The following is a 19818-nucleotide window of genomic DNA, read 5'->3' as shown; positions in this document are numbered from 1 at the left end:
TCAGTACGCGCGCACGCGGCGGTATTTCATCTTCAACGCGCGCCACCGTGCAGCGCGGCGACGCGGGCGGCAACCATGATCGCCTTCATCTCGCGCACCGCGTTGTCCCAGCCCGCGAAGATCGCATGCGCGACGATCGCGTGACCGATGTTCAGCTCGACGATGCCGTCGATCGCGGCGATCTGCTGCACGTTCGTGTAATGCAGCCCGTGCCCCGCATTGACCTTCAGGCCCAGTTGCGCACCGGCCTGCACGCCCGCGACGATGCGTTCGTACTCGCGCTGCTGTTCGGCTTCGTCGTGCGCCTCGGCGTAGCGGCCCGTGTGCAGTTCGATCACCGGCGCGCCCGCTTCGTGCGCGGCGCGGATCTGCGTCTCGTCCGGGTCGATGAACAGCGACACGCGCACGCCGACGTCGGCCAGTTGCTTGCAGGCCGCGCGCACGGCTTCGAAGTGGCCGGCGACATCGAGACCGCCCTCGGTCGTCAGTTCCTCGCGCTTTTCCGGCACGAGGCACGCGTCGTGCGGACGCACTTCGCACGCGATGTCGAGCATCTCGGCCGTCACCGCGCATTCGAGGTTCATGCGCGTCTTCAGCAGCGGGCGCAGCTTGCGCACGTCGGCGTCGACGATGTGGCGGCGATCCTCGCGCAGATGCAGCGTGATCGCGTCCGCACCGGCCTCTTCGGCGGCGAGCGCCGCGCGGATCGGATCGGGATAGGCCGTGCCGCGCGCATTGCGCAGCGTCGCGACGTGGTCGATGTTCACGCCGAGGTCGATGGCGGTGGGCGTTGTCAGGAAGAAGCTCATAGGTTTTGCAGGTCGATCAGGATCTGACGCGTGGCAAGCGGCGTACCGCCGAGATAGGTGTTCAGCAGGAAGCGCATCAGCGTCTTGCTTTGCGCGACCGTCTGGGCTCGATGGTAATCGTCCTGCTCCATGTCGAGCAACGTCTGTCCGGTGATGACCGGCCAGTGCGACGGCACGTCGTCGTCCGCGTTGCGCACGCCGCGCTCGGGATCGAACACGTAGCGGCGATCGGGCTCGACCGCGCGGCGCGCGACCGTGCGGTTCAGCGCCATCGCGTAACCGGTCTCCTTCAACAGCACGCGCTCGAACGAACGCAGCACCTGCACCGCGGGTTCGCCGTGCGCGAGGCGCGTGAGCGTCAGCACATAATGATTGAACAGCGGCGGCTGCGGATCCTCGCGCGCGCAGAATTTCACGAGCAGCTCGTTCGCGTAGAAACCGCACAGCAGCCCGTCGCCGCCGAGCGGCAGCATGCCGCCGACCCACTCGGCCCCCGTCAGCGTGCGCACCTCGGATTTGCCGGACCAGGACAGCAGCAGCGGCTGGAAGGTCTGCAGCACGCCGCGCAGCGCGGAGTGCGGGCGTTTCGCGCCCTTCGCGACGAGCGCAAGCCGGCCGTGATCGCGCGTCAGCACATCGACGATCAGGCTGGTTTCGCGATACGGATAGCTGTGCAGCACGAACGCCGGCTGCTCGGCGACGCGGAAATCGGACGTGCGAGACGTCGCGCGCCGCGCCTTGCGCGGCGGTTCGGGCGGAGCCGGCAGCGGCGCGTCGTTCGCGCCGGCCGTCACCGCGTCTTCAGTCGACGTCAGCGCGTCATTCGTACCCATAGGCGCGCAGTCCGGCCTCGTTGTCGGCCCAGCCGCTCCTCACCTTCACGAAGGTCTCGAGGTACACGGGGCCGTCGAACAGCTTCTCCATGTCCATCCGCGCCTCGGTGCTGATCTGCTTGAGCTTCTCGCCCTTCTTGCCGATCACCATCGCCTTGTGCGAATCGCGTTCGACGAGGATCGTCGCGAAGATGCGCTTCAGCCGCCCTTCCTCCTCGAACTTGTCGATCACGACGGTGCTCGTGTACGGCAGCTCGTCGCCGGTCCAGCGGAACACCTTTTCGCGCAGGATTTCGGCCGCGAGGAAGCGCGAGCTGCGGTCGGTCAGCTCGTCCTCGCCGTAGATCGGGGCGCCTTCCGGCAGGTACGGCTTGATCGTCTCGAGCAGGCGCTTGATGTCTTCCGGCTGCTGCGCCGACAGCGGCACGAGCTCGGCGAATTCGCGCAGCGTGTTCATCTTCTGCATGAACGGATACAGCGTGGCCTTGTCGGCGACACGGTCGATCTTGTTCGTGATCAGCAGCGTCGGCATGCCGGGCGGAATCAGGTCGAGCACCTTCTGGTCGTCGGGCCCGAAGCGACCGGCCTCGATCACGAACAGGATCACGTCGACCGACGTCAGCGTCGACGTGACCGCGCGGTTCAGCGATCGGTTCAGCGCGGTGCTGTGACGGGTCTGGAAACCCGGCGTGTCGACGAACACGAATTGCGCGTCATCGAACGTGTTGATGCCGGTGATGCGATGGCGGGTCGTCTGCGCCTTGCGCGACGTGATGCTGATCTTCTGGCCGACGAGTGCGTTCATCAACGTCGACTTGCCGACGTTCGGGCGGCCCACGATCGCGATCATGCCGCAACGGAAGCCGGTAGGAGCGGGAGTGTTCATATCGTTTGGGAGGCAGGTTCGGAAACGGCCGCGCGGCGCGCGGCACGATCGCTGGGCAATTCAGTGGTCGGCATCGGCCACGCGCGCCTGCGCGGCGGCGAGGCTCGCGCCGCCCGGCGGCGTCTCGGCGTCCGGTGCGGCAGCGTCGCGCGCACGCGTGCGTGCAGCGGGGTCGGAACCGGCGGAAGGCTTGTCGGCGGACGATGCGGCCGGATCGGCGGCACGCGGCGCGGCGTCCGCGGGCTTGTCCGCCGCCTTGTCGGGGCGGTCGGCGGGTTTATCGGCCACCTTGTCGGCCGCCGGCTTCGCCGCCCGCTCACCCTTGTCGGCAGCCGTCTCGACATGCGCCGCGCGAATCGCGGCCATCGGCGCGACGGCCGGCTCGGCACCGGTCGCAGCCGCCGCGGGCACCGCACCGGCGGCCGCCCTGGCCTCGCGGGCAGCCGCCCGCTCCTTCCGCTCCGGCGAGCGCAGGTCGAGCGCTTCCTGCACGCCCTTCACGCCCGGCACGATTTCGGGTTCCACATGCTTCGAGCCGCGCGCGTTTTTCGAGCGCTTCGGCTTCGTGGCCAGCATCGGCGCGGCCGCCATCACTTCGTCGAGCGCCTTCTTCGCGGCGGCCTGCTCGGCCGCGCGCCGGCTCGCGCCGGAGCCCGATACCTTCACGTCCAGCTTCGGCACCGTGCATTCGACCTCGAACTGCTGATTGTGCGCCGCACCATGCGTCGCGACGACCGTGTAGGTCGGCAGTGCGATCTTGTGCCCCTGCAGGTACTCCTGCAGCAGCGTCTTCGCGTCCTTGCCGAGCGTGCGCGGATCGATGTGGTCGAGAATCGGGATGTAGAGGCGCTTGATGACCCCTTGGGCGGCTTCGAAGCCGCCATCGAGGAACACGGCCCCGATGATGGCTTCGAACGCGTCCGCGAGGATCGACGGGCGACGGAACCCGCCGCTGCGCAGTTCGCCCTCGCCCAGCCGCAGGCCGTCCGAGATATTCAGGGCCTGAGCAATTTCGTACAGCGACTGCTGCTTGACGAGGTTGGCGCGTACGCGCGACAGGTCGCCTTCGTCCAGCTTGCTGAAACGCTGGAACAAAAGGGCGGCCACCGCGCAATTCAGAACGGAGTCGCCGAGAAACTCGAGCCGTTCGTTGTGCGTGGCACTGTGACTGCGATGGGTCAAAGCCTGGCGCAACAATTCCGCATTGCGAAATTCGTAGCGCAGCCGGCTTTCCAACTGGGATAGGGGCATGTGCAGGAGTATAACGCGGGCGCCGGTCGGGCCGAAACGGCACGGCCGGAGACGAAAAGGCGTGACGAGGCGGTGTTACCGCCGGTTCTTAAAGTAGTTCGGCAATACGCGACGCGGCCCGTGCGTCGCGTATTGCGTGCGAGTCGACTGCGATCAGTTGAAGGAGCCGATGCGCTTCAGGTCGCTGAAGTTCATCCAGATGAAGAACGCGCGGCCGACGATGTTCTGGTCCGGCACGAAACCCCAGTAGCGACTGTCCGCACTGTTGTCGCGGTTGTCGCCCATCATGAAGTAGTGACCGGGCGGCACCTTGCAGATCACGCCGCGGCTGTTGTACGTGCAGTTGTCGCGATACGGATAGTCGTAGGCGCCCATCACGAACGGCGGCACGGCCGGGTTGTTGAGGATCGCGTTCTTCTTGTTGCCGATCGTTTCCTCGAACTGCTTCGCGTAATTCTGGCGCTCGTCGTCGAAGAAATCCGGCAGCGGCGTTTCGGGCACCGGCTGGCCGTTGATCGTCAGCTGCTTGTCCTGGTAGGCGACCGTGTCGCCCGGCAGGCCGATCACGCGCTTGATGTAGTCGACCGACTCGTCCTTCGGATAACGGAACACGACGACATCGCCGCGCGACAGCGGGCTGCCCTGCGTGATCTTCGTGTTCGTGACCGGCAGGCGCAGCCCGTATTCGAACTTGTTGACGAGGATGAAATCGCCGACGAGCAGCGTCGGCACCATCGAGCCCGACGGAATCTTGAACGGCTCGACGACGAACGAGCGCACGACGAACACCGCCAGGATCACCGGAAAGAAGCTCGCGGTGTACTCGAGCCACCACGGCTGGCGCAGCTTCTCGTCGCGCAGCTTCGAACGCGTTTGCACCGCGTTTTCATCCGCGAAGCGCTTGTCGATGCGCGACTGCTGGCGATCGAACTCCTCGATCGCCGAGTCGGCCGCCTTGCGTCGCCGCGGCAGGAACACCAGTTTGTCCAGCACCCACGCTACGCCCGTCACGATGACGAGCACAAAAAGAATCAGCGCAAAATTCATAAAAGGATCAGTCCTGTTATTTGTCTTCGACGCGCAAGATCGCAAGGAACGCTTCCTGCGGGATCTCGACCGAACCCACCTGCTTCATCCGTTTCTTGCCTTCTTTCTGCTTCTCGAGCAGTTTCTTCTTCCGCGTGATGTCGCCGCCGTAGCACTTCGCGAGCACGTTCTTGCGCAGCGCCTTGATGTTCTCGCGGGCGACGATGTGCGCGCCGATCGCTGCCTGGATCGCCACGTCGTACATCTGGCGCGGGATGATCTCGCGCATCTTCGCGGCCACCTCGCGGCCGCGGTATTGCGACTGCGACCGGTGCACGATGATCGACAGCGCATCGACCTTGTCGCCGTTGATCAGCATGTCGACCTTCACGACGTCCGACGAACGGTATTCCTTGAACTCGTAGTCCATCGACGCATAGCCGCGCGACACCGACTTCAGGCGATCGAAGAAGTCGAGCACGATCTCGGCCATCGGGATCTCGTACGTGAGCTGCACCTGGCGGCCGTGATACTGCATGTTGATCTGCGAGCCGCGCTTCTGCTCGCACAGCGTGATCACGGAGCCGACGTAGTCCTGCGGCATGTACAGGTTCACGGTGACGATCGGCTCGCGGACTTCGGCGATGCGGCCGGGCTCCGGCATCTTCGCCGGGTTCTCGACCATGATCGTCGAACCGTCGCTCTGCACGACCTCGTAGACGACCGTCGGTGCGGTCGTGATGAGATCCATGTCGAACTCGCGCTCGAGCCGCTCCTGCACGATTTCCATGTGCAGCAGCCCGAGGAAGCCGCAGCGGAAACCGAACCCGAGTGCCTGCGACACTTCCGGCTCGTACTGCAGCGACGCATCGTTCAGCTTCAGCTTCTCGAGCGACTCGCGCAGCGCGTCGTACTGGTTCGCCTCGACCGGATACAGCCCCGCGAACACCTGCGGCTTCACTTCCTTGAAGCCCGGCAGCGGCTCGGCAGCAGCCTTGGCCGCGTGCGTGACGGTATCGCCGACCTTCGCGGCCGTCAGCTCCTTGATGCCGGCGATGATGAAGCCCACCTGCCCTGCCGACAGCGAGTCGAGATTGCGCGACTTCGGCGTAAACACACCGACGTGCTCGACCGGATACTGCGCGCCGGTCGCCATCATCTTGATCTTTTCCTTCGGGCGCAGCGTGCCGTTGACGATACGTACGAGCATCACGACGCCGACGTAGTTGTCGAACCACGAATCGATGATGAGCGCCTGCAGCGGCGCGGCCGGATCGCCCTTCGGCGGCGGCACCTTCGCGATCAGCGACTCGAGCACGTCTTCGACGCCGAGCCCCGTCTTCGCGCTGCAGCGCGTCGCGTCGGTCGCGTCGATGCCGATCACGTCCTCGATCTCCTCGATCGCGTTCTCGGGGTTCGCGGCCGGCAGGTCGATCTTGTTCAGCACCGGCACGACCTCGACGCCGAGCTCGATCGCCGTGTAGCAGTTCGCGACCGTCTGCGCCTCGACGCCCTGGCTGGCATCGACGACCAGCAGCGCGCCTTCGCAGGCGGACAGCGAACGGCTGACTTCGTACGAGAAGTCGACGTGCCCCGGCGTGTCGATCAGGTTCAGGTTGTAGACCTTGCCGTCGCGCGCGCGATAGGACAATGCCGCCGTCTGCGCCTTGATCGTGATGCCGCGCTCGCGCTCGATATCCATCGAGTCGAGCACCTGCGCTTCCATTTCACGGTCGGCGAGACCGCCGCATACCTGGATGATGCGATCCGCGAGCGTCGACTTGCCATGGTCGATGTGCGCGATGATCGAGAAATTGCGAATATGATCCATTCAGTGCCGATCAAGCGAAAAAGGCGCGCTCGACGACTGCGGAGCACGCCTTGTGTAAGTCGGTGAAAAAACAGCTTATTTTAGCTGAAAAGGCTTTCGACGGGCGGTATTTCGGACGCCCGCCCGCACCGCGGCCCGCCGCGGGCACCCGCCGGACGCGGCCGGAACTCAGCGCCGGGCCGCCAGCGCGTCGCGCACCCGCGTGTCGTCGAACCGGTGGCGGCACACTTCCGCGCCGTCCAGCAGCAACACGGGCACGTCCTCGTCGTAACGGGCAACCAGCGCCGCATCGGTATCGATGTCGACGTAGTCGACCGCGACGCCGAATTCGGCCGCCACCGGCGCCAGTGCGTCGCGCATGTCGTCGCACAGGTGGCACCAGCCGCGGCCGTAGAGCGTGAACATCGGCGCGTTACTTCTGGCGCGGCCGCACGGGCACGAACTGCGTGTTGTCGCCACGCCGCACGAGCACCGCGACCGCCTTCTGCGGATCGAGCTGCGCCGTCACGTCGGCGAACTGCTTCGCGTTCGTGATGTCGGTGTCGCCGACGCGCAGCACGATGTCGCCGCGCTGCAGGCCCGCACGGGCAGCCGGGCCGTCGACGCCGTCGATCTGCACGCCGTTCTTCAGCTTCAGCGCCTTCATCTGGTCGGCCGTCAGGTCGCTCACCGTCAGACCGAGCGAATTGGTCTGGCGCGGCTTCTGCGGCGCGTTCTTGCGCTGTTCGGCCTTCGCCGTCGACTCGGCCGGCGTCTCCGCGATCGTGATCGGCAGATCGCGTGCCTGACCCTTGCGCCACACGCTGACCGTCGCCTTCGTGCCGGGCTTGGTGTCGCCGACCATGCGCGGCAGGTCCGACGCCGTATCGACCGAACGGCCGTTGAACTTCAGGATAATGTCGCCCGGCTGGATGCCCGCCTTGTCGGCCGGGCCGCCCGGCTCGACGCTGCTGACGAGCGCGCCTTCGGCCTTCGGCAGCCCGATCGAATCGGCCACGTCCTTCGTCACCTCGCCGATCGCCACCGCGATCCGGCCGCGCGTGACCTTGCCGGTCGCCTTCAGCTGGTCGGCCACGCGCATCGCCTCGTCGATCGGAATCGCGAACGAGATGCCCATGAAGCCGCCGGTACGGCTGTAGATCTGCGAATTGATGCCGATCACCTCGCCCTGCATGTTGATCAGCGGGCCGCCCGAGTTGCCGGGGTTCACGGCGACGTCGGTCTGGATGAACGGCAGATAGTCGCCCGTGTTGCGGCTCTTCGAGCTGACGATGCCGGCCGTCACCGTGTTGTCGAGGCCGAACGGCGAACCGATCGCGACGACCCACTCGCCGACGCGCACCTTGTTCGAATCGCCGATCGCGACGACCGGCAGGTTCGACGCCTGGATCTTCACGACCGCGACGTCCGTGCGGTCGTCCACGCCGATCAGCTTCGCCTTGAATTCGCGCTTGTCGGTCAGCGTCACGTAGATGGTGTCCGCATCGTCGACGACGTGCGCATTGGTCATCACGTAACCGTCGGCCGACACGATGAAGCCCGAGCCCACGCCACGGTTCTGCTCGGTGTCGGGCGGATTGTCCGGCGCCGGCGCGCTCTTCGGGTTGCTGCCGTTGCCGCCGCCGTTGCCGGGCGCCTGCGGCAGCGGAATGCCGAAGAAGCGCCGGAAGAATTCCGACATGTCGCCGTTGTCGAAGCCCGGCGGGAGCATCCCGCGCGGGCCGCTGTTGGTCGGCACGTTGGCGGTGGTCCGGATGTTCACGACGGCCGGCCCGACCTTTTCGACCAGGTCGGCGAAGTCGGGCAGGCTGGCAGCGGGAGCCGTCACGGCGAATGCGGTATGCGGCACGAGCGGCAGGCAGGCAGACAACGCCGCCGCCGCGAGCCATTTGCGCAGCGTGAGTTTCATCATGTCGGAAGCCGTAGCGTTACTTGGAAGCCTTGTATTCTATGGCAGACGCGAACTGCTGCAACGTGGCCGGCGGCACTTCGCCGAGCACGGTGATCCAGTAGTCGCCGCGGCGCTTCACGAGAACGTGCGTCGCACCGGTGCTGCCCGCGCCTTCCTTGCGCGTATTCTTTTCGGCCGGCTCGATGAACACCGAGATCGTCGCGAGACCGTCGGTGAAGACGGCCTGATCGACCGCGATCGGCGGGTCGCCTGCATCGCGCGCGGCCATCGGCCGGCGCACTTCACGAATCTTCTGGAAGCCGGCAACGCTCGGTGCGAGCTGCCAGCCCTGCGCTTCCATGTCGACCGTCGCGACCGGCGGGCGCACGACCGTCCAGCCGCTCAGGTTGCGCATGCCAGCCGCGATCGCGGCCTTGTCGCCGTTCGCGCCCCCCGTTTGCAACTGGGAGAACGCAATCTGTTCGAGCACGTGATCGTTCGCATCGAGCGTCTGCGAACGCAGCAGCAGCCCGGTGCGCGCGTCGGCCCACAGCTTGTACGTGAAACGGTACGCATCCTTCGGCACGAGCTCGACGACCTGCGCGTCGATCCCGGCCACGCGGTCCTTGCCGAGCGACTTCGCGTCGTAGACCGACATCACGTGCTCGCCGCTCGCGCCGAGCAGCGCGGGAAACGAGTCGCGCGTCTGGCGGCGCTCGACCACGCACAGCTTGCGCTCGGGCACGAACGTGTAGAGCTCGTCGTTATGCCGCAGCAGCTTGCGCGGCTTGCCGTCGAGCGTCTCGATTCGCTCGAACTCGCCGTCGCGGGACGCGACGTGCGCGATGCGCGACGACTGGACATACCCGCCGCGCTGGTAGACGAACGTGCCTTCGTAACTCTGCTGCTGCGCCGCCTGCTGGACGCGGTCGAGCCAGTCCGCGGCGCCCTTGCGGGTCGCGACGGGATCGTCCGGTTGCTGGGCGCTGGCAGGAAGGGATTGAACGGACAACAGGGCGGCTGCGCAAAGCAGGAGGGCCGGCAGCCGCTTCCACCCGGAGATGGCGTGATTCAACTGCAATGTCCGCATCGGGTTTATTGGCCTGGCGTGGTGGTCACGGCTGCGCGGATCAGCGGCATCGAACCCGTGACGACGGGCTGCTGCGCGAATTGCTGGTGCGCTTCAAGATATTGGTCGAGGCTCGCGTCGCGAATGATGTTGACGTCCTGCAGGCCCGGCTGGGCCGATGCCTGCGCAACCGTCACGCGCTGCAGGTTGCCGCCTTGCTGCGCACCGGCCGATGCGACCTGGACGGCGCCCGGGGCACCGGCCGTCTGCATCTGCGGGACGACGATCCACGTCAGCGTGGCTGCCGCGGCCGCGACCGCGAACGCGGGCACGACACGCCGGCGCAGCGACAGCAGCTTGCGTGCGACCGGCGCCGCCGCCGGCGCGAGCAGGTGCGGCTCGCTGTCGAGCGCAGCCGACATGCGCGCGGTGAACGCGACGCTCACGGCGGGCGACAGCGCGAGCTCGTCCGAGCGCAGCGCATCGCCGATCAGGTGGTAATGGGCCCACGCAGCGCGATCCGCGCGGTCGAGCTCAGCCAGAAACTGCCCGTGGTCCGGGCCATCGAACATTTCGCCGTCGACCAGCGCGGAAAGGCGCTCGCCGCGCGAGCACGCTTGCGATTGCGTATTGACCGACCCCATGATGCTCCCCATCTTGCACACCCCGTCGTGACTTCACGACTCTATCCGTAACTAGACCCCGACCCGCGTCGTTACGCCCATCGCGCTTACCAGCGCTTGCCTTCGGGCGTATCGAGCAGCGGACGCAACTTGGCAGCGATTGCTTCGCGCGCGCGGAAGATCCGCGACCGGACCGTCCCGATCGGACAGCCCATCATTTCCGCGATCTCTTCGTAGCTCAGGCCCTCGATCTCGCGCAGCGTGATTGCCTGGCGCAGTTCCTCGGGCAGCAGAGCCATTGCAGCGTTGACCGTCTCGGCAATCTGCTTGCTCATCAACATCGACTCAGGCGTGTTGATATCCCTTAGTTGGTCTGCGTCGGAGAAAGTTTCCGCTTCCTCTGCATCGGCCTCGGTCGAGGTCGGTGCCCGGCGGCCTTGCGTCGCAAGGTAGTTCTTGGCCGTATTGACGGCAATCCGGTACAACCACGTATAGAACGCCGATTCGCCGCGAAATTGCGGCAGCGCACGATACGCCTTGATGAACGCGTCCTGGGCCACATCCTCGACCTCGGCGGGATCCCGCACGAGGCGCGAGATCAGCCGAATGATCTTGCGGTGGTATTTGGAGACCAGGAGTTCGAACGCCGCCTTGTCGCCCTTCTGTACGCGCTCGACCAGAGCCTGATCGATTTCTTTTTCACTCACCTGACAAATCCGTTAACTAGGGATGCAACGCGGAGCGCTATTGTAGCGTTCCGGCGCCGGCCGCTGGTTACGGTCGGTAACCGTGCCGCGGTCATGCCCGCCCCGCCGCGCCCGCGGTTCTCGCCAGCACGGACAGCGCGCTGAACGATGCCGCGTCGAGCGCATCGGCCGGAATCAGCAGCGGCCGGGCCCGCCGGGCACCCTGCCCGACCGACAGCACCAGCAGCAGGCTGCTCCAGTGCGCATGGCCGGTCACGCGGCCACGGGCCAGCAGCCGCCCGGTGCGGCCAAACGCCGCAATCTCCCCGAATGCATCGATCCGCAACTCGGCCGGCAGCCGGCGCGCACCGGCCCGCGCCGCGCACACGGCCAGCAGCGCGGCCGTCGCGGCCGACACGCATGCGCCGGCGGCGGCGCCCGCGCGCGGCGCCCAGAACAGATAGGCCGACGCGGCAGCCGATGCGACGAACACGGCCAGCACGAGATACGAGACAGCCGAGGCCCGCAACGCAAAGCGCTGCGGGCGCCCGGCCGGCATGTCGAATGGACTCGTCAAGCGATTCAGCGTCAGACGCGCTTGAACACCAGCGTGCCGTTGGTCCCGCCGAAGCCGAAGTTGTTCTTCACGGCGACGTCGATCTTCATGTCCCGCGCGGTGTTCGCGCAGTAATCGAGATCGCACTCGGGGTCCTGGTTGAAGATATTGATGGTCGGCGGCGACACGTTGTTGTGCAGCGCCAGCACCGTGAACACCGATTCGAGGCCGCCCGCGCCGCCCAGCAGGTGGCCCGTCATCGACTTCGTCGAGTTCACGACGAGCTTGTACGCATGCTCGCCGAAGGCCGCCTTCACCGCGTCGGACTCGTTCTTGTCGCCCAGCGGCGTCGACGTGCCGTGCGCGTTCAGGTACTGGACCTCGTCCGCGTTCATGCCGGCGTCGCGCAGTGCCGCGACCATGCAGCGGCGCGGGCCGTCCATGTTCGGCGCGGTCATGTGGTACGCGTCGCCCGTCATGCCGAAGCCCGAGACTTCCGCATAGATCTTCGCGCCGCGCGCCTTCGCCGCCTCGTACTCCTCGAGCACCATCACGCCGGCACCCTCGCCCAGCACGAAGCCGTCGCGGTCCTTGTCCCACGGACGCGAGGCGCTGGCCGGATCGTCGTTGCGGGTCGACAGCGCACGCGCCGCCGCGAAACCGCCGATGCCGAGCGGCGACACCGTCGATTCGGCACCGCCCGCGACCATCACGTCGGCGTCGCCGGCCTGGATCAGGCGCGCGGCGAGGCCGATGCTGTGCAGGCCGGTCGTGCAGGCCGTCACGGCCGCGAGGTTCGGGCCCTTCAGGCCGAACATGATGCTCAGGTGGCCCGAGATCATGTTGATGATCGAACCCGGCACGAAGAACGGCGAAATCCGGCGTGCGCCGCGATCGACGTAGGTCTGGTGCGTGTCTTCGATCATCGGCAGGCCGCCGATGCCGGAACCGACCAGCACGCCGATGCGTTCCGCGTTGGCTTCGTTCACTTCCAGCCCGCTGTCCCGGATGGCCTGGACGCCGGCGGCGATGCCGTAATGGATGAACGTATCCATGTTCCGGGCTTCCTTCGCCGGAATGTACTCCTCGGCGCTGAAACCCTTCACTTCGCCCGCGAAATGGCAGGCGAGGTTCGACGCATCGAACTTCGTGACGGTGGCGATACCGGACTTGCCGGCGACGAGATTGGCCCAGCCGTCGGCAACATTATTGCCAACAGGCGAAATCAGCCCCAGGCCTGTAACAACAACACGACGGCGGCTCACGGTAACCTCTTTTCCATTATTGGATGACAAAAACAAAAGCCACAGTGGCCACAGGAACCAGCCCTGCGAGCCCTGTGGCTGTTAGTCCGTCCGGCGCGAAGCCGGCAGGATGGCGCGTCAATCGCGAAGATCGCGGCGACGTGGCGGACAAGCGCGAAAGGCGCTTACGCCTTGACGTTTGCGCGAGCGTAGTCGATCGCTTGCTGAACGGTCGTGATCTTCTCTGCTTCTTCGTCCGGGATTTCCATGCCGAACTCGTCTTCCAGAGCCATCACCAGTTCGACCGTGTCGAGCGAGTCGGCGCCCAGGTCGTTCACGAACGAAGCTTCGTTCTTGATCTCGGCTTCCGCGACGCCCAGTTGCTCAGCGACGATCTTCTTGACACGTTGTTCGATGTTGTCCATTACCCCTCCGAGGGAAAGTTCAGATTTACAAGTGCGCGCATTTTATCAGGTTTGCTGACGCCAAAACGCGCGTTGGCTTGATGGTCGATCAAGCGCCTATCCGCCTGAAAATCGGGATACGGCGCGGATGGTAAACGAAAACCGTTACGACATGTACATGCCGCCGTTCACGTGCAGCGTCGTGCCGGTGATATAACCGGCCTGCGGCGATGCGAGGAACGCGACGGCATGGGCGATGTCCTCCGGGCTGCCGAGGCGGCCGAGCGGAATCTGGGTCTTGAGCGCGGCCTGCTGTTCTTCCGGCAGCGTCTTCGTCATGTCGGTATCGATGAAGCCCGGCGCGACGCAGTTCACGGTGATGCCGCGGCTGCCGATCTCGCGCGCGAGCGCACGCGTCATGCCCGCCACGCCGGCCTTCGCGGCCGCGTAGTTGACCTGACCCGGGTTGCCGGCCGAACCGACCACCGACGTGATGTTGATGATCCGGCCGCCGCGCGCCTTCATCATCGGGCGCAGCACCGCGCGCGACAGGCGGAACACCGATTTCAGGTTGGTGTCGATCACCGCGTCCCAGTCCTCGTCCTTCATCCGCATCGCGAGCTGGTCCTGCGTGATGCCCGCGTTGTTGACGAGCACGTTCAGCGCGCCGAATTCCTTCACGGTCGCATCGATCAGCGCCTCGGCGGCCGCTGCGTCGTTGACGTTCAGCACCGCGCCGCGGCCCGTGACACCCGCCTCGGCGAATGCCGCGCTGATCGCGGCGGCGCCCGATTCGCTCGTCGCCGTGCCGATCACCGTCGCGCCCAGGCGCGCCAGTTCGAGCGCGATCGAACGGCCGATGCCGCGCGACGCGCCGGTCACGATCGCGACCTGTTTATCGAGAGTCTTTTCCATGAATCGAATATCCGTTTCTTGAAAAAAGGCGCCGCGTCAGGCGGTCACCAGCTTGAGGGCTTCGTCGAGCGATGCCGGATCGAACACCGACGCACCGGTCAGGTTACCGTCGATGCGCTTCGTCAGGCCGGCGAGCACCTTGCCCGGACCGCATTCGATCACGTGCGTGACGCCGGTGCCGGCGATGTGCCGCACGCACTCGACCCAGCGCACCGGGCCCGCGGCCTGGCGCACCAGCGCGTCCTTGATCGCGGCCGGATCGCTGATCACGGCCACGTCGATGTTGTTGACGACCGGAATCTGCGGCGCCTTCACGTCGACGTTCGCGAGGTAGTCGCGCAACTGGTCCGACGCCGGCTTGAGCAGCGACGAATGGAACGGCGCCGACACCGGCAGCGGCAGCGCGCGCTTCGCGCCCTTCGCCTTCGCGATCTCGCACGCCTTTTCGACCGCGGCCTTGCTGCCCGCGATCACGACCTGCGCGGGCGCATTGAAGTTCACCGCTTCGACGACACCCGCTTCCGCGGCTTCGGCGCACACCGCGCGCACGGTGTCGTCGTCAAGGCCCAGGATCGCGGCCATGCCGCCCTGGCCGACCGGCACGGCCGTCTGCATCGCCTGCGCACGGAAGCGCACGAGCGGCACCGCGTCCTTGAACGCCAGCGCACCCGCGGCGACGAGCGCCGTGTACTCGCCGAGGCTGTGGCCGGCGACGATCGACGGCGCCGGGCCGCCTGCCTGCTGCCACGCGCGGTAGCACGCGTAAGCGGCGGTCAGCATCACCGGCTGTGTATTGGTGGTCAGGTTCAGCTCTTCGGCCGGGCCTTCGGCGATCAGCTTGCCGAGATCCTGATTGAGTGCATCGGACGCTTCCTGAAGCGTCTCGCGCACGACGGCCAGATCGGCGAATGCGTTGAGCATGCCGATCGCCTGCGAGCCCTGCCCCGGAAAAACGAATGCAAATTTCATATCGTCCCCAATTGAATCGATTCGGACGGCGCGCACGAACGGCGCGCCGGTGGGATCCGCGCGCAGCGGTCGCGCGCCGCGGATCAGAAGCGGAAGACCGACGCGCCCCAGGTGAAGCCGCCGCCGACGCCTTCGATCAGCACGTGCTGGCCACGCTGGATGCGGCCGTCGCGCACCGCGGTGTCGAGCGCCAGCGGGATCGACGCGGCCGACGTGTTGCCGTGCTGGTCGACCGTCACGACCATGCGCTCCTGCGGCAGGCCGAGCTTGCGGCAGGTGCTGGTCATGATGCGGATGTTGGCCTGGTGCGGAATCAGCCAGTCGATCTGTTCGGGCGCGAGATTCGCCTTGGCGAGCGCCTCGATCGCGACCTTTTCGAGCACGTTGACCGCGAGCTTGAACACGGCCTGCCCGTCCATGTACAGGAACGCGCTGCCCTCGATCACGCCGCGGTTGACGTTGCCCGGCGTGCAGAGGATGTGCGAATAGCTGCCGTCGGCATGCAGCGCGCTGCCCAGCACGCCCGGCTCCTCCGATGCGGACAGGATCACCGCGCCCGCGCCGTCGCCGAACAGCACGCAGGTCGTGCGGTCCTTGAAGTCGAGAATGCGCGAGAACGTCTCCGCGCCGACCACGAGCGCCGTACGGTGCTGGCCGCTGCGGATGAAGCTGTCGGCCGTTGCCATCGCGTACGCAAAGCCCGAGCACACGGCCTGCACGTCGAACGCTGCGCCGCCGTTCTTGATGCCGAGCTTGTTCTGCAACAGGCACGCGGTGCTCGGGAACACGAAATCGGGGGTCGAAGTCGCGACGATGATCAGGTCGATCGACTGCGGATCGACACCGGCCGCCTCGATCGCACGGCGCGACGCCTCGAGCGCGAGATCGCTCGTCGTGACGTCGGGCGCGGCGAAATGGCGCGCATGGATGCCCGTGCGCGCAACGATCCATTCATCGCTCGTCTCGATGCCTTCCTTCGCAAGACGATCGGTCAACTGCTGGTTCGTGACGCGGTCGGGCGGCAGGTAGCTGCCCGTGCCGAGCACGCGGGAATAGAGAGTCGATTGGGCCATTTATGCTTTAGAGGATTGCGCAGCGGAAGGTTCGGCGTGTTGGCCTGCGGCCGGGCTTGCCTGGCCCGCGCCGCCCGCGTCGTGTTCGCCATCGCCGAGCGACACTGAATTATCCGCCATCGCGCGCGCGAGGCGCTCCAGCACGCCGTTTTTGACGGCATCATACCCGCGTTTGATCGCCCACTCAAACGCGTAGGCGTCGGCCGAACCGTGGCTCTTGATCACGAGGCTCTTCAGCCCCAGCAACGCCGCGCCGTTGTACTGGCGGTGGTCGACGCGCTTCTTGAAACGCATCAGCACCGGCAGCGCGAGCAGCGCCATCAGCTTCGACATCAGCGAACGGCCGAACTCCTCGCGGATGATGTCGGACAGCATCTGCGCGAGTCCTTCCGACGTCTTCAGCGCGACGTTGCCGACGAAGCCGTCGCACACGATCACGTCGACGGTGCCCTTGTAGATGTCGTTGCCTTCCACGTTGCCGCGGAAATTGAGCGTGCTGGCGCGCAACAGCTCGCCCGCGCGCTTGATCGTCTCGTTGCCCTTGATGACCTCCTCGCCGATGTTCAGCAGGCCGATCGTCGGACGCTCCTTGCCTTCGAGCGCCGCCACGAGCGCGTGCCCCATCTCCGCGAACTGCAGCAGGTGCTGCGGTTCGCAGTCGACGTTCGCGCCGAGGTCCAGCATCATCGTGTAGCCGGTCGGGTTCGGCAGCGCGAACGCGATCGCGGGCCGCTCGATGCCGGGCAGCGTCTTGAGTACGTAACGGGAAACGGCCATCAGCGCGCCGGTATTGCCGGCGGAGATGCAGGCCTGCGCCGCGCCATCCTTGACGTGATTGAGCGCGACACGCATCGAAGAATCCTTCTTCTTGCGCAGCGCCACTTCGACAGGGTCGTCCATCGCCACGACTTCGGTGGCGGGAACGATGGTCAGCGCGGGATCGTCGAGGGCTTTCAGCTTCTTCAGCTGAGCGCGGATCGCGCTTTCGATGCCGACGAGCATCAGGTGCGCATCGGGATGCGCGCGGACGAACTTGACTGCCGCGGGAACGGTCACGGACGGGCCGTGGTCGCCTCCCATGCAATCGATTGTGAGCTTTACGGTCATGGAATGCGACGAATTTCAGGCACAAAAAAGCGGCAGTAGAATGCCGCCTTTTTGTTGCGCCAGGAAAGTGTCAAGCGAACCAGTTGTCACGCGAACGGCAAACGTAGCGCGCAACGCGTGACTTGACGCTTAGTCGTTCTTCGTCTTGACGACTTTCTTGCCGCGGTAGTAGCCGTTCGGGCTGACGTGGTGACGCAGGTGCACTTCACCCGTGCTCGGCTCGACTGCCAGCGGCGCTGCCGTCAGGAAATCGTGCGAACGATGCATGCCGCGCTTCGACGGCGACTTCTTGTTTTGCTGGACTGCCATGACTAACTCCTAAATAATTTTCCGGATTCTAACACAGCCCGATCCGGCGCTTAACTACCCTGGCCCAAAGCCCTTACGCCTTCCCGCGCCACAACTGCTTAGTGTTTCTTGTTGCCGTCACCGCCCTTCTTCAACGCTTCCAGCGCTGCGAACGGATTCGGCCGTTTGCCTTCGTCCCCGGCTTCGTCGGACTCTTCGTCCGACTCTTCCGCGGGACCGCTCGCACCCGACACGAGGCTTTCGTGAACTGCCGGGCAAACCTCGTGCTTGGGCACGAGCGGCAACGAAAGCAGCAATTCCTCTTCGATCAAGTCGACGAGATCGAACTGGCGTGAGCCCACGATCACATCGGCTTCATCGTCGTCGAGCGGAAATTCTTCAGCTTCTTCTTCGGTCGCGACGATCCGGTACGTCATGTCGACGTCGAACGTCTGGTCGTACGGCGTCATGCAGCGCTGGCACGTGAGCCACGCATGGCCATGCACCGCGAGGCGCAGGTACGGCTGCTGACCGTCGGCGCCGTCGTCCTGCAGCTCTTTCTGCGTGAACCCTTCCGCCTGCCATGTGAAGACCGTGTCGCGATCTGGCGCGTCCGCCGGCACTTCGTTTAACATGCGCGGCAGTTGCGAGAGATGCACCGCACCGGCTGCCTGCCGCCCGCTGCGGGCGAACTCGAACAAGTCGACCGCGCGCGGATCGAGCGCCGCCGCAGGTTTGCCAGAAGAAGTGTTCATGTGCGCTCCCGCCTACAGGCTGACTTGCGGATCCGGCTTGGTACCGCTCGCGTACGGCTCATCCGCGGATGACGTACTTTACTTCCGAAGACCCGGCAGGCGCCACCACTGCGGAAGCCTGCCGACGAAAAGCGGGAAAGCATACCTGTTTTACCTTTTGCGGTCAATCACTTAAGCTTGCGTCCGCGCAACGCCGCGCCACACCTGAAGACTCACCGATCCAACCGACCATGCCGGATACCGTTTGCCGCCCGCCGCGGCTGATTCTCGCCTCCAGTTCCCGCTACCGCCGCGCGCTCCTCGAGCGCCTCGGCGTGCCGTTCGACGTCGTGTCGCCCGACCTCGACGAGACCCCGCTCGACGGCGAAACCCCGGCCGCGACCGCACTGCGCCTCGCCGGCGCGAAAGCGCGCGCCGTCGCCGCGACGATCGACGCACCCGATGGCGTGCTCGTGATCGGGTCGGACCAGGTCGCGACCTTCGACGGCCTTCAGATCGGCAAGCCCGGCACGCACGAGCGCGCGCTCGCGCAGCTCGTGTCGATGCAGGGCCGCGCGGTCGAATTCCACAGCGCGCTGTGCCTGTACGACAGCCGCACGGGCGAAGCGCAGGTCGAGGACGTCGTCACGCACGTACGCTTCCGCTCGCTGCCCGAAGCCGAACTCGACGCGTACCTGCGCGCGGAAACCCCGTACGACGTCGCCGGCAGCGCGAAATCCGAAGGGCTCGGCATCGCGCTGCTCGACGCGATCGACTCAGACGACCCGACCGCGCTGGTCGGCCTGCCGCTGATCGCGCTCACGCGGATGCTGCGCGCCGCCGACTACCCGCTGTTTGCAACCACCCGTGGAGACCGCGCATGACCGCCGGCACGCTTTACCTCGTCCCGAACACGCTCGGCGAAGGCGACGAATCGATGCTTGCCGCCGTGCTGCCCGCCGCCGTCCAGGCGCGCGCCGGCACGCTCGGCTATTACATCGGCGAGAACGCGAAAACGACGCGCGCGTTTCTGAAGAAGATCGGCACGACCCGCCCGATCCAGGAAATCGAGATCAGCGAGCTGAACGTCAATACGCCGGCCGGCGCCATCGACCGGCTGCTCGCGCCGATCCTGGCCGGCGCGGACGCCGGCCTCGTGTCGGAAGCCGGTTGCCCGGCCGTCGCCGATCCCGGCGCGCTGCTGGTGCGCCGCGCGCACGAGCGCGGCGTGAAGGTCGTGCCGCTCGTCGGGCCGAGTTCGATCCTGCTCGCCTTGATGGCGTCGGGCCTGAACGGCCAGAGCTTCGCATTCAACGGCTACCTGCCGGTCGATGCGGCCGCGCGCGCGAAACGGCTGCGCGAACTCGAGCAACTGTCGCGCAAGGCGCGCCAGACGCAAATCTTCATCGAAACGCCGTACCGGAATCACGCGATGCTCGACACGCTGATCGCGACCTGCGCGCCGTCGACGCAGATTTGCGTCGCGGCCGACCTGACCCTCGCGACCGAAACGATCGCGAGCCGCACCGTGACCGACTGGAAAAAGGCGCCCGCGCCGAATCTGCACAAGCGTCCCGCCATCTTCCTGCTGCTCGCGAACTGATGCGTCAGCCGGCACAAGCC

The 19818-nt window shown here is 66.1% G+C and carries 22 protein-coding genes; 2 read left to right on the top strand and 20 right to left on the bottom strand.

Going from position 1 to position 19818, the window contains the following annotated elements; translation table 11 throughout:
• Positions 1-32: 32 nt before the first annotated feature.
• The 20 genes from pdxJ to WJ12_RS05225 form a co-directional block, all read right to left on the bottom strand.
• On the bottom strand, positions 33-809 hold the full coding sequence (gene pdxJ, locus WJ12_RS05320; RefSeq protein WP_034186511.1) for a pyridoxine 5'-phosphate synthase: 777 nt from the start codon (positions 807-809) through the stop codon (positions 33-35).
• Entirely contained in the window at positions 806-1642 is an 837-nt protein-coding gene (gene recO / locus WJ12_RS05315; protein ID WP_034186510.1) for a DNA repair protein RecO, read from the bottom strand. Before recO ends, pdxJ begins: the two co-directional genes overlap by 4 nt.
• On the bottom strand, positions 1629-2528 hold the full coding sequence (gene era, locus WJ12_RS05310; protein WP_034186509.1) for a GTPase Era: 900 nt from the start codon (positions 2526-2528) through the stop codon (positions 1629-1631). The genes recO and era overlap by 14 nt, the downstream gene beginning before the upstream one ends.
• Positions 2529-2588: 60 nt before the next feature.
• On the bottom strand, positions 2589-3779 hold the full coding sequence (gene rnc / locus WJ12_RS05305) for a ribonuclease III (RefSeq protein ID WP_059560706.1): 1191 nt from the start codon (positions 3777-3779) through the stop codon (positions 2589-2591).
• A 153-nt stretch (positions 3780-3932) separates the two neighbouring features.
• Positions 3933-4826 (bottom strand): signal peptidase I, encoded by an 894-nt coding sequence (gene lepB / locus WJ12_RS05300; RefSeq protein WP_034186507.1) that lies wholly within the window; start codon positions 4824-4826, stop codon positions 3933-3935.
• 16 nt (positions 4827-4842) lie between these two features.
• Entirely contained in the window at positions 4843-6636 is a 1794-nt protein-coding gene (gene lepA / locus WJ12_RS05295) for a translation elongation factor 4 (protein ID WP_034186506.1), read from the bottom strand.
• A 168-nt stretch (positions 6637-6804) separates the two neighbouring features.
• Complete coding sequence (locus WJ12_RS05290) at positions 6805-7041, bottom strand: glutaredoxin family protein (RefSeq protein ID WP_034186505.1); 237 nt, start codon at positions 7039-7041, stop codon at positions 6805-6807.
• Between the two features lie 7 nt (positions 7042-7048).
• Positions 7049-8548, bottom strand: a complete 1500-nt coding sequence (locus WJ12_RS05285) for a DegQ family serine endoprotease (protein ID WP_034186504.1) — start codon at positions 8546-8548, stop codon at positions 7049-7051.
• A 16-nt stretch (positions 8549-8564) separates the two neighbouring features.
• Positions 8565-9617: a MucB/RseB C-terminal domain-containing protein gene (locus WJ12_RS05280; RefSeq protein ID WP_034186503.1), complete on the bottom strand. Its 1053-nt coding sequence runs from the start codon at positions 9615-9617 to the stop codon at positions 8565-8567.
• Between the two features lie 5 nt (positions 9618-9622).
• A complete protein-coding gene (locus tag WJ12_RS05275) occupies positions 9623-10240 on the bottom strand; it encodes a sigma-E factor negative regulatory protein (RefSeq protein WP_034186502.1) in 618 nt (205 codons plus the stop codon).
• An 86-nt stretch (positions 10241-10326) separates the two neighbouring features.
• A complete protein-coding gene (gene rpoE, locus WJ12_RS05270) occupies positions 10327-10926 on the bottom strand; it encodes an RNA polymerase sigma factor RpoE (protein ID WP_006490873.1) in 600 nt (199 codons plus the stop codon).
• Between the two features lie 91 nt (positions 10927-11017).
• Positions 11018-11482 (bottom strand): hypothetical protein, encoded by a 465-nt coding sequence (locus WJ12_RS05265; protein WP_069245555.1) that lies wholly within the window; start codon positions 11480-11482, stop codon positions 11018-11020.
• Between the two features lie 11 nt (positions 11483-11493).
• Positions 11494-12726 (bottom strand): beta-ketoacyl-ACP synthase II, encoded by a 1233-nt coding sequence (fabF, locus tag WJ12_RS05260; protein ID WP_034186500.1) that lies wholly within the window; start codon positions 12724-12726, stop codon positions 11494-11496.
• 164 nt (positions 12727-12890) lie between these two features.
• Entirely contained in the window at positions 12891-13130 is a 240-nt protein-coding gene (gene acpP / locus WJ12_RS05255) for an acyl carrier protein (protein ID WP_004197638.1), read from the bottom strand.
• A gap of 144 nt (positions 13131-13274) precedes the next feature.
• Positions 13275-14024 (bottom strand): 3-oxoacyl-ACP reductase FabG, encoded by a 750-nt coding sequence (fabG, locus tag WJ12_RS05250; protein WP_034186499.1) that lies wholly within the window; start codon positions 14022-14024, stop codon positions 13275-13277.
• Between the two features lie 36 nt (positions 14025-14060).
• Positions 14061-14993: an ACP S-malonyltransferase gene (fabD, locus tag WJ12_RS05245; RefSeq protein WP_034186498.1), complete on the bottom strand. Its 933-nt coding sequence runs from the start codon at positions 14991-14993 to the stop codon at positions 14061-14063.
• 83 nt (positions 14994-15076) lie between these two features.
• Positions 15077-16066 (bottom strand): beta-ketoacyl-ACP synthase III, encoded by a 990-nt coding sequence (locus tag WJ12_RS05240; RefSeq protein WP_034186497.1) that lies wholly within the window; start codon positions 16064-16066, stop codon positions 15077-15079.
• Positions 16067-17173, bottom strand: coding sequence for a phosphate acyltransferase PlsX (gene plsX / locus WJ12_RS05235; protein ID WP_034186496.1), 1107 nt, complete (start codon positions 17171-17173; stop codon positions 16067-16069).
• A gap of 129 nt (positions 17174-17302) precedes the next feature.
• Positions 17303-17482, bottom strand: coding sequence for a 50S ribosomal protein L32 (gene rpmF / locus WJ12_RS05230; protein ID WP_006051932.1), 180 nt, complete (start codon positions 17480-17482; stop codon positions 17303-17305).
• A gap of 98 nt (positions 17483-17580) precedes the next feature.
• The gene (locus tag WJ12_RS05225) at positions 17581-18216 is read right to left on the bottom strand and encodes a DUF177 domain-containing protein (RefSeq protein ID WP_034186495.1); all 636 of its coding nucleotides are present in this window, start codon (positions 18214-18216) and stop codon (positions 17581-17583) included.
• A gap of 230 nt (positions 18217-18446) precedes the next feature.
• Between WJ12_RS05225 and WJ12_RS05220 the strand changes: the two genes are divergently transcribed.
• The gene (locus WJ12_RS05220; protein WP_034186494.1) at positions 18447-19079 is read left to right on the top strand and encodes a Maf-like protein; all 633 of its coding nucleotides are present in this window, start codon (positions 18447-18449) and stop codon (positions 19077-19079) included.
• Positions 19076-19798, top strand: a complete 723-nt coding sequence (locus WJ12_RS05215; protein WP_034186493.1) for an SAM-dependent methyltransferase — start codon at positions 19076-19078, stop codon at positions 19796-19798. The genes WJ12_RS05220 and WJ12_RS05215 overlap by 4 nt, the downstream gene beginning before the upstream one ends.
• Positions 19799-19818 lie beyond the last annotated feature (20 nt).

Source organism: Burkholderia seminalis (assembly GCF_001718535.1).
Lineage (GTDB): Bacteria > Pseudomonadota > Gammaproteobacteria > Burkholderiales > Burkholderiaceae > Burkholderia > Burkholderia seminalis.
Note: the sequence above shows the minus strand (reverse complement) of the source record. Positions and strands in the feature narration are given on the sequence as shown.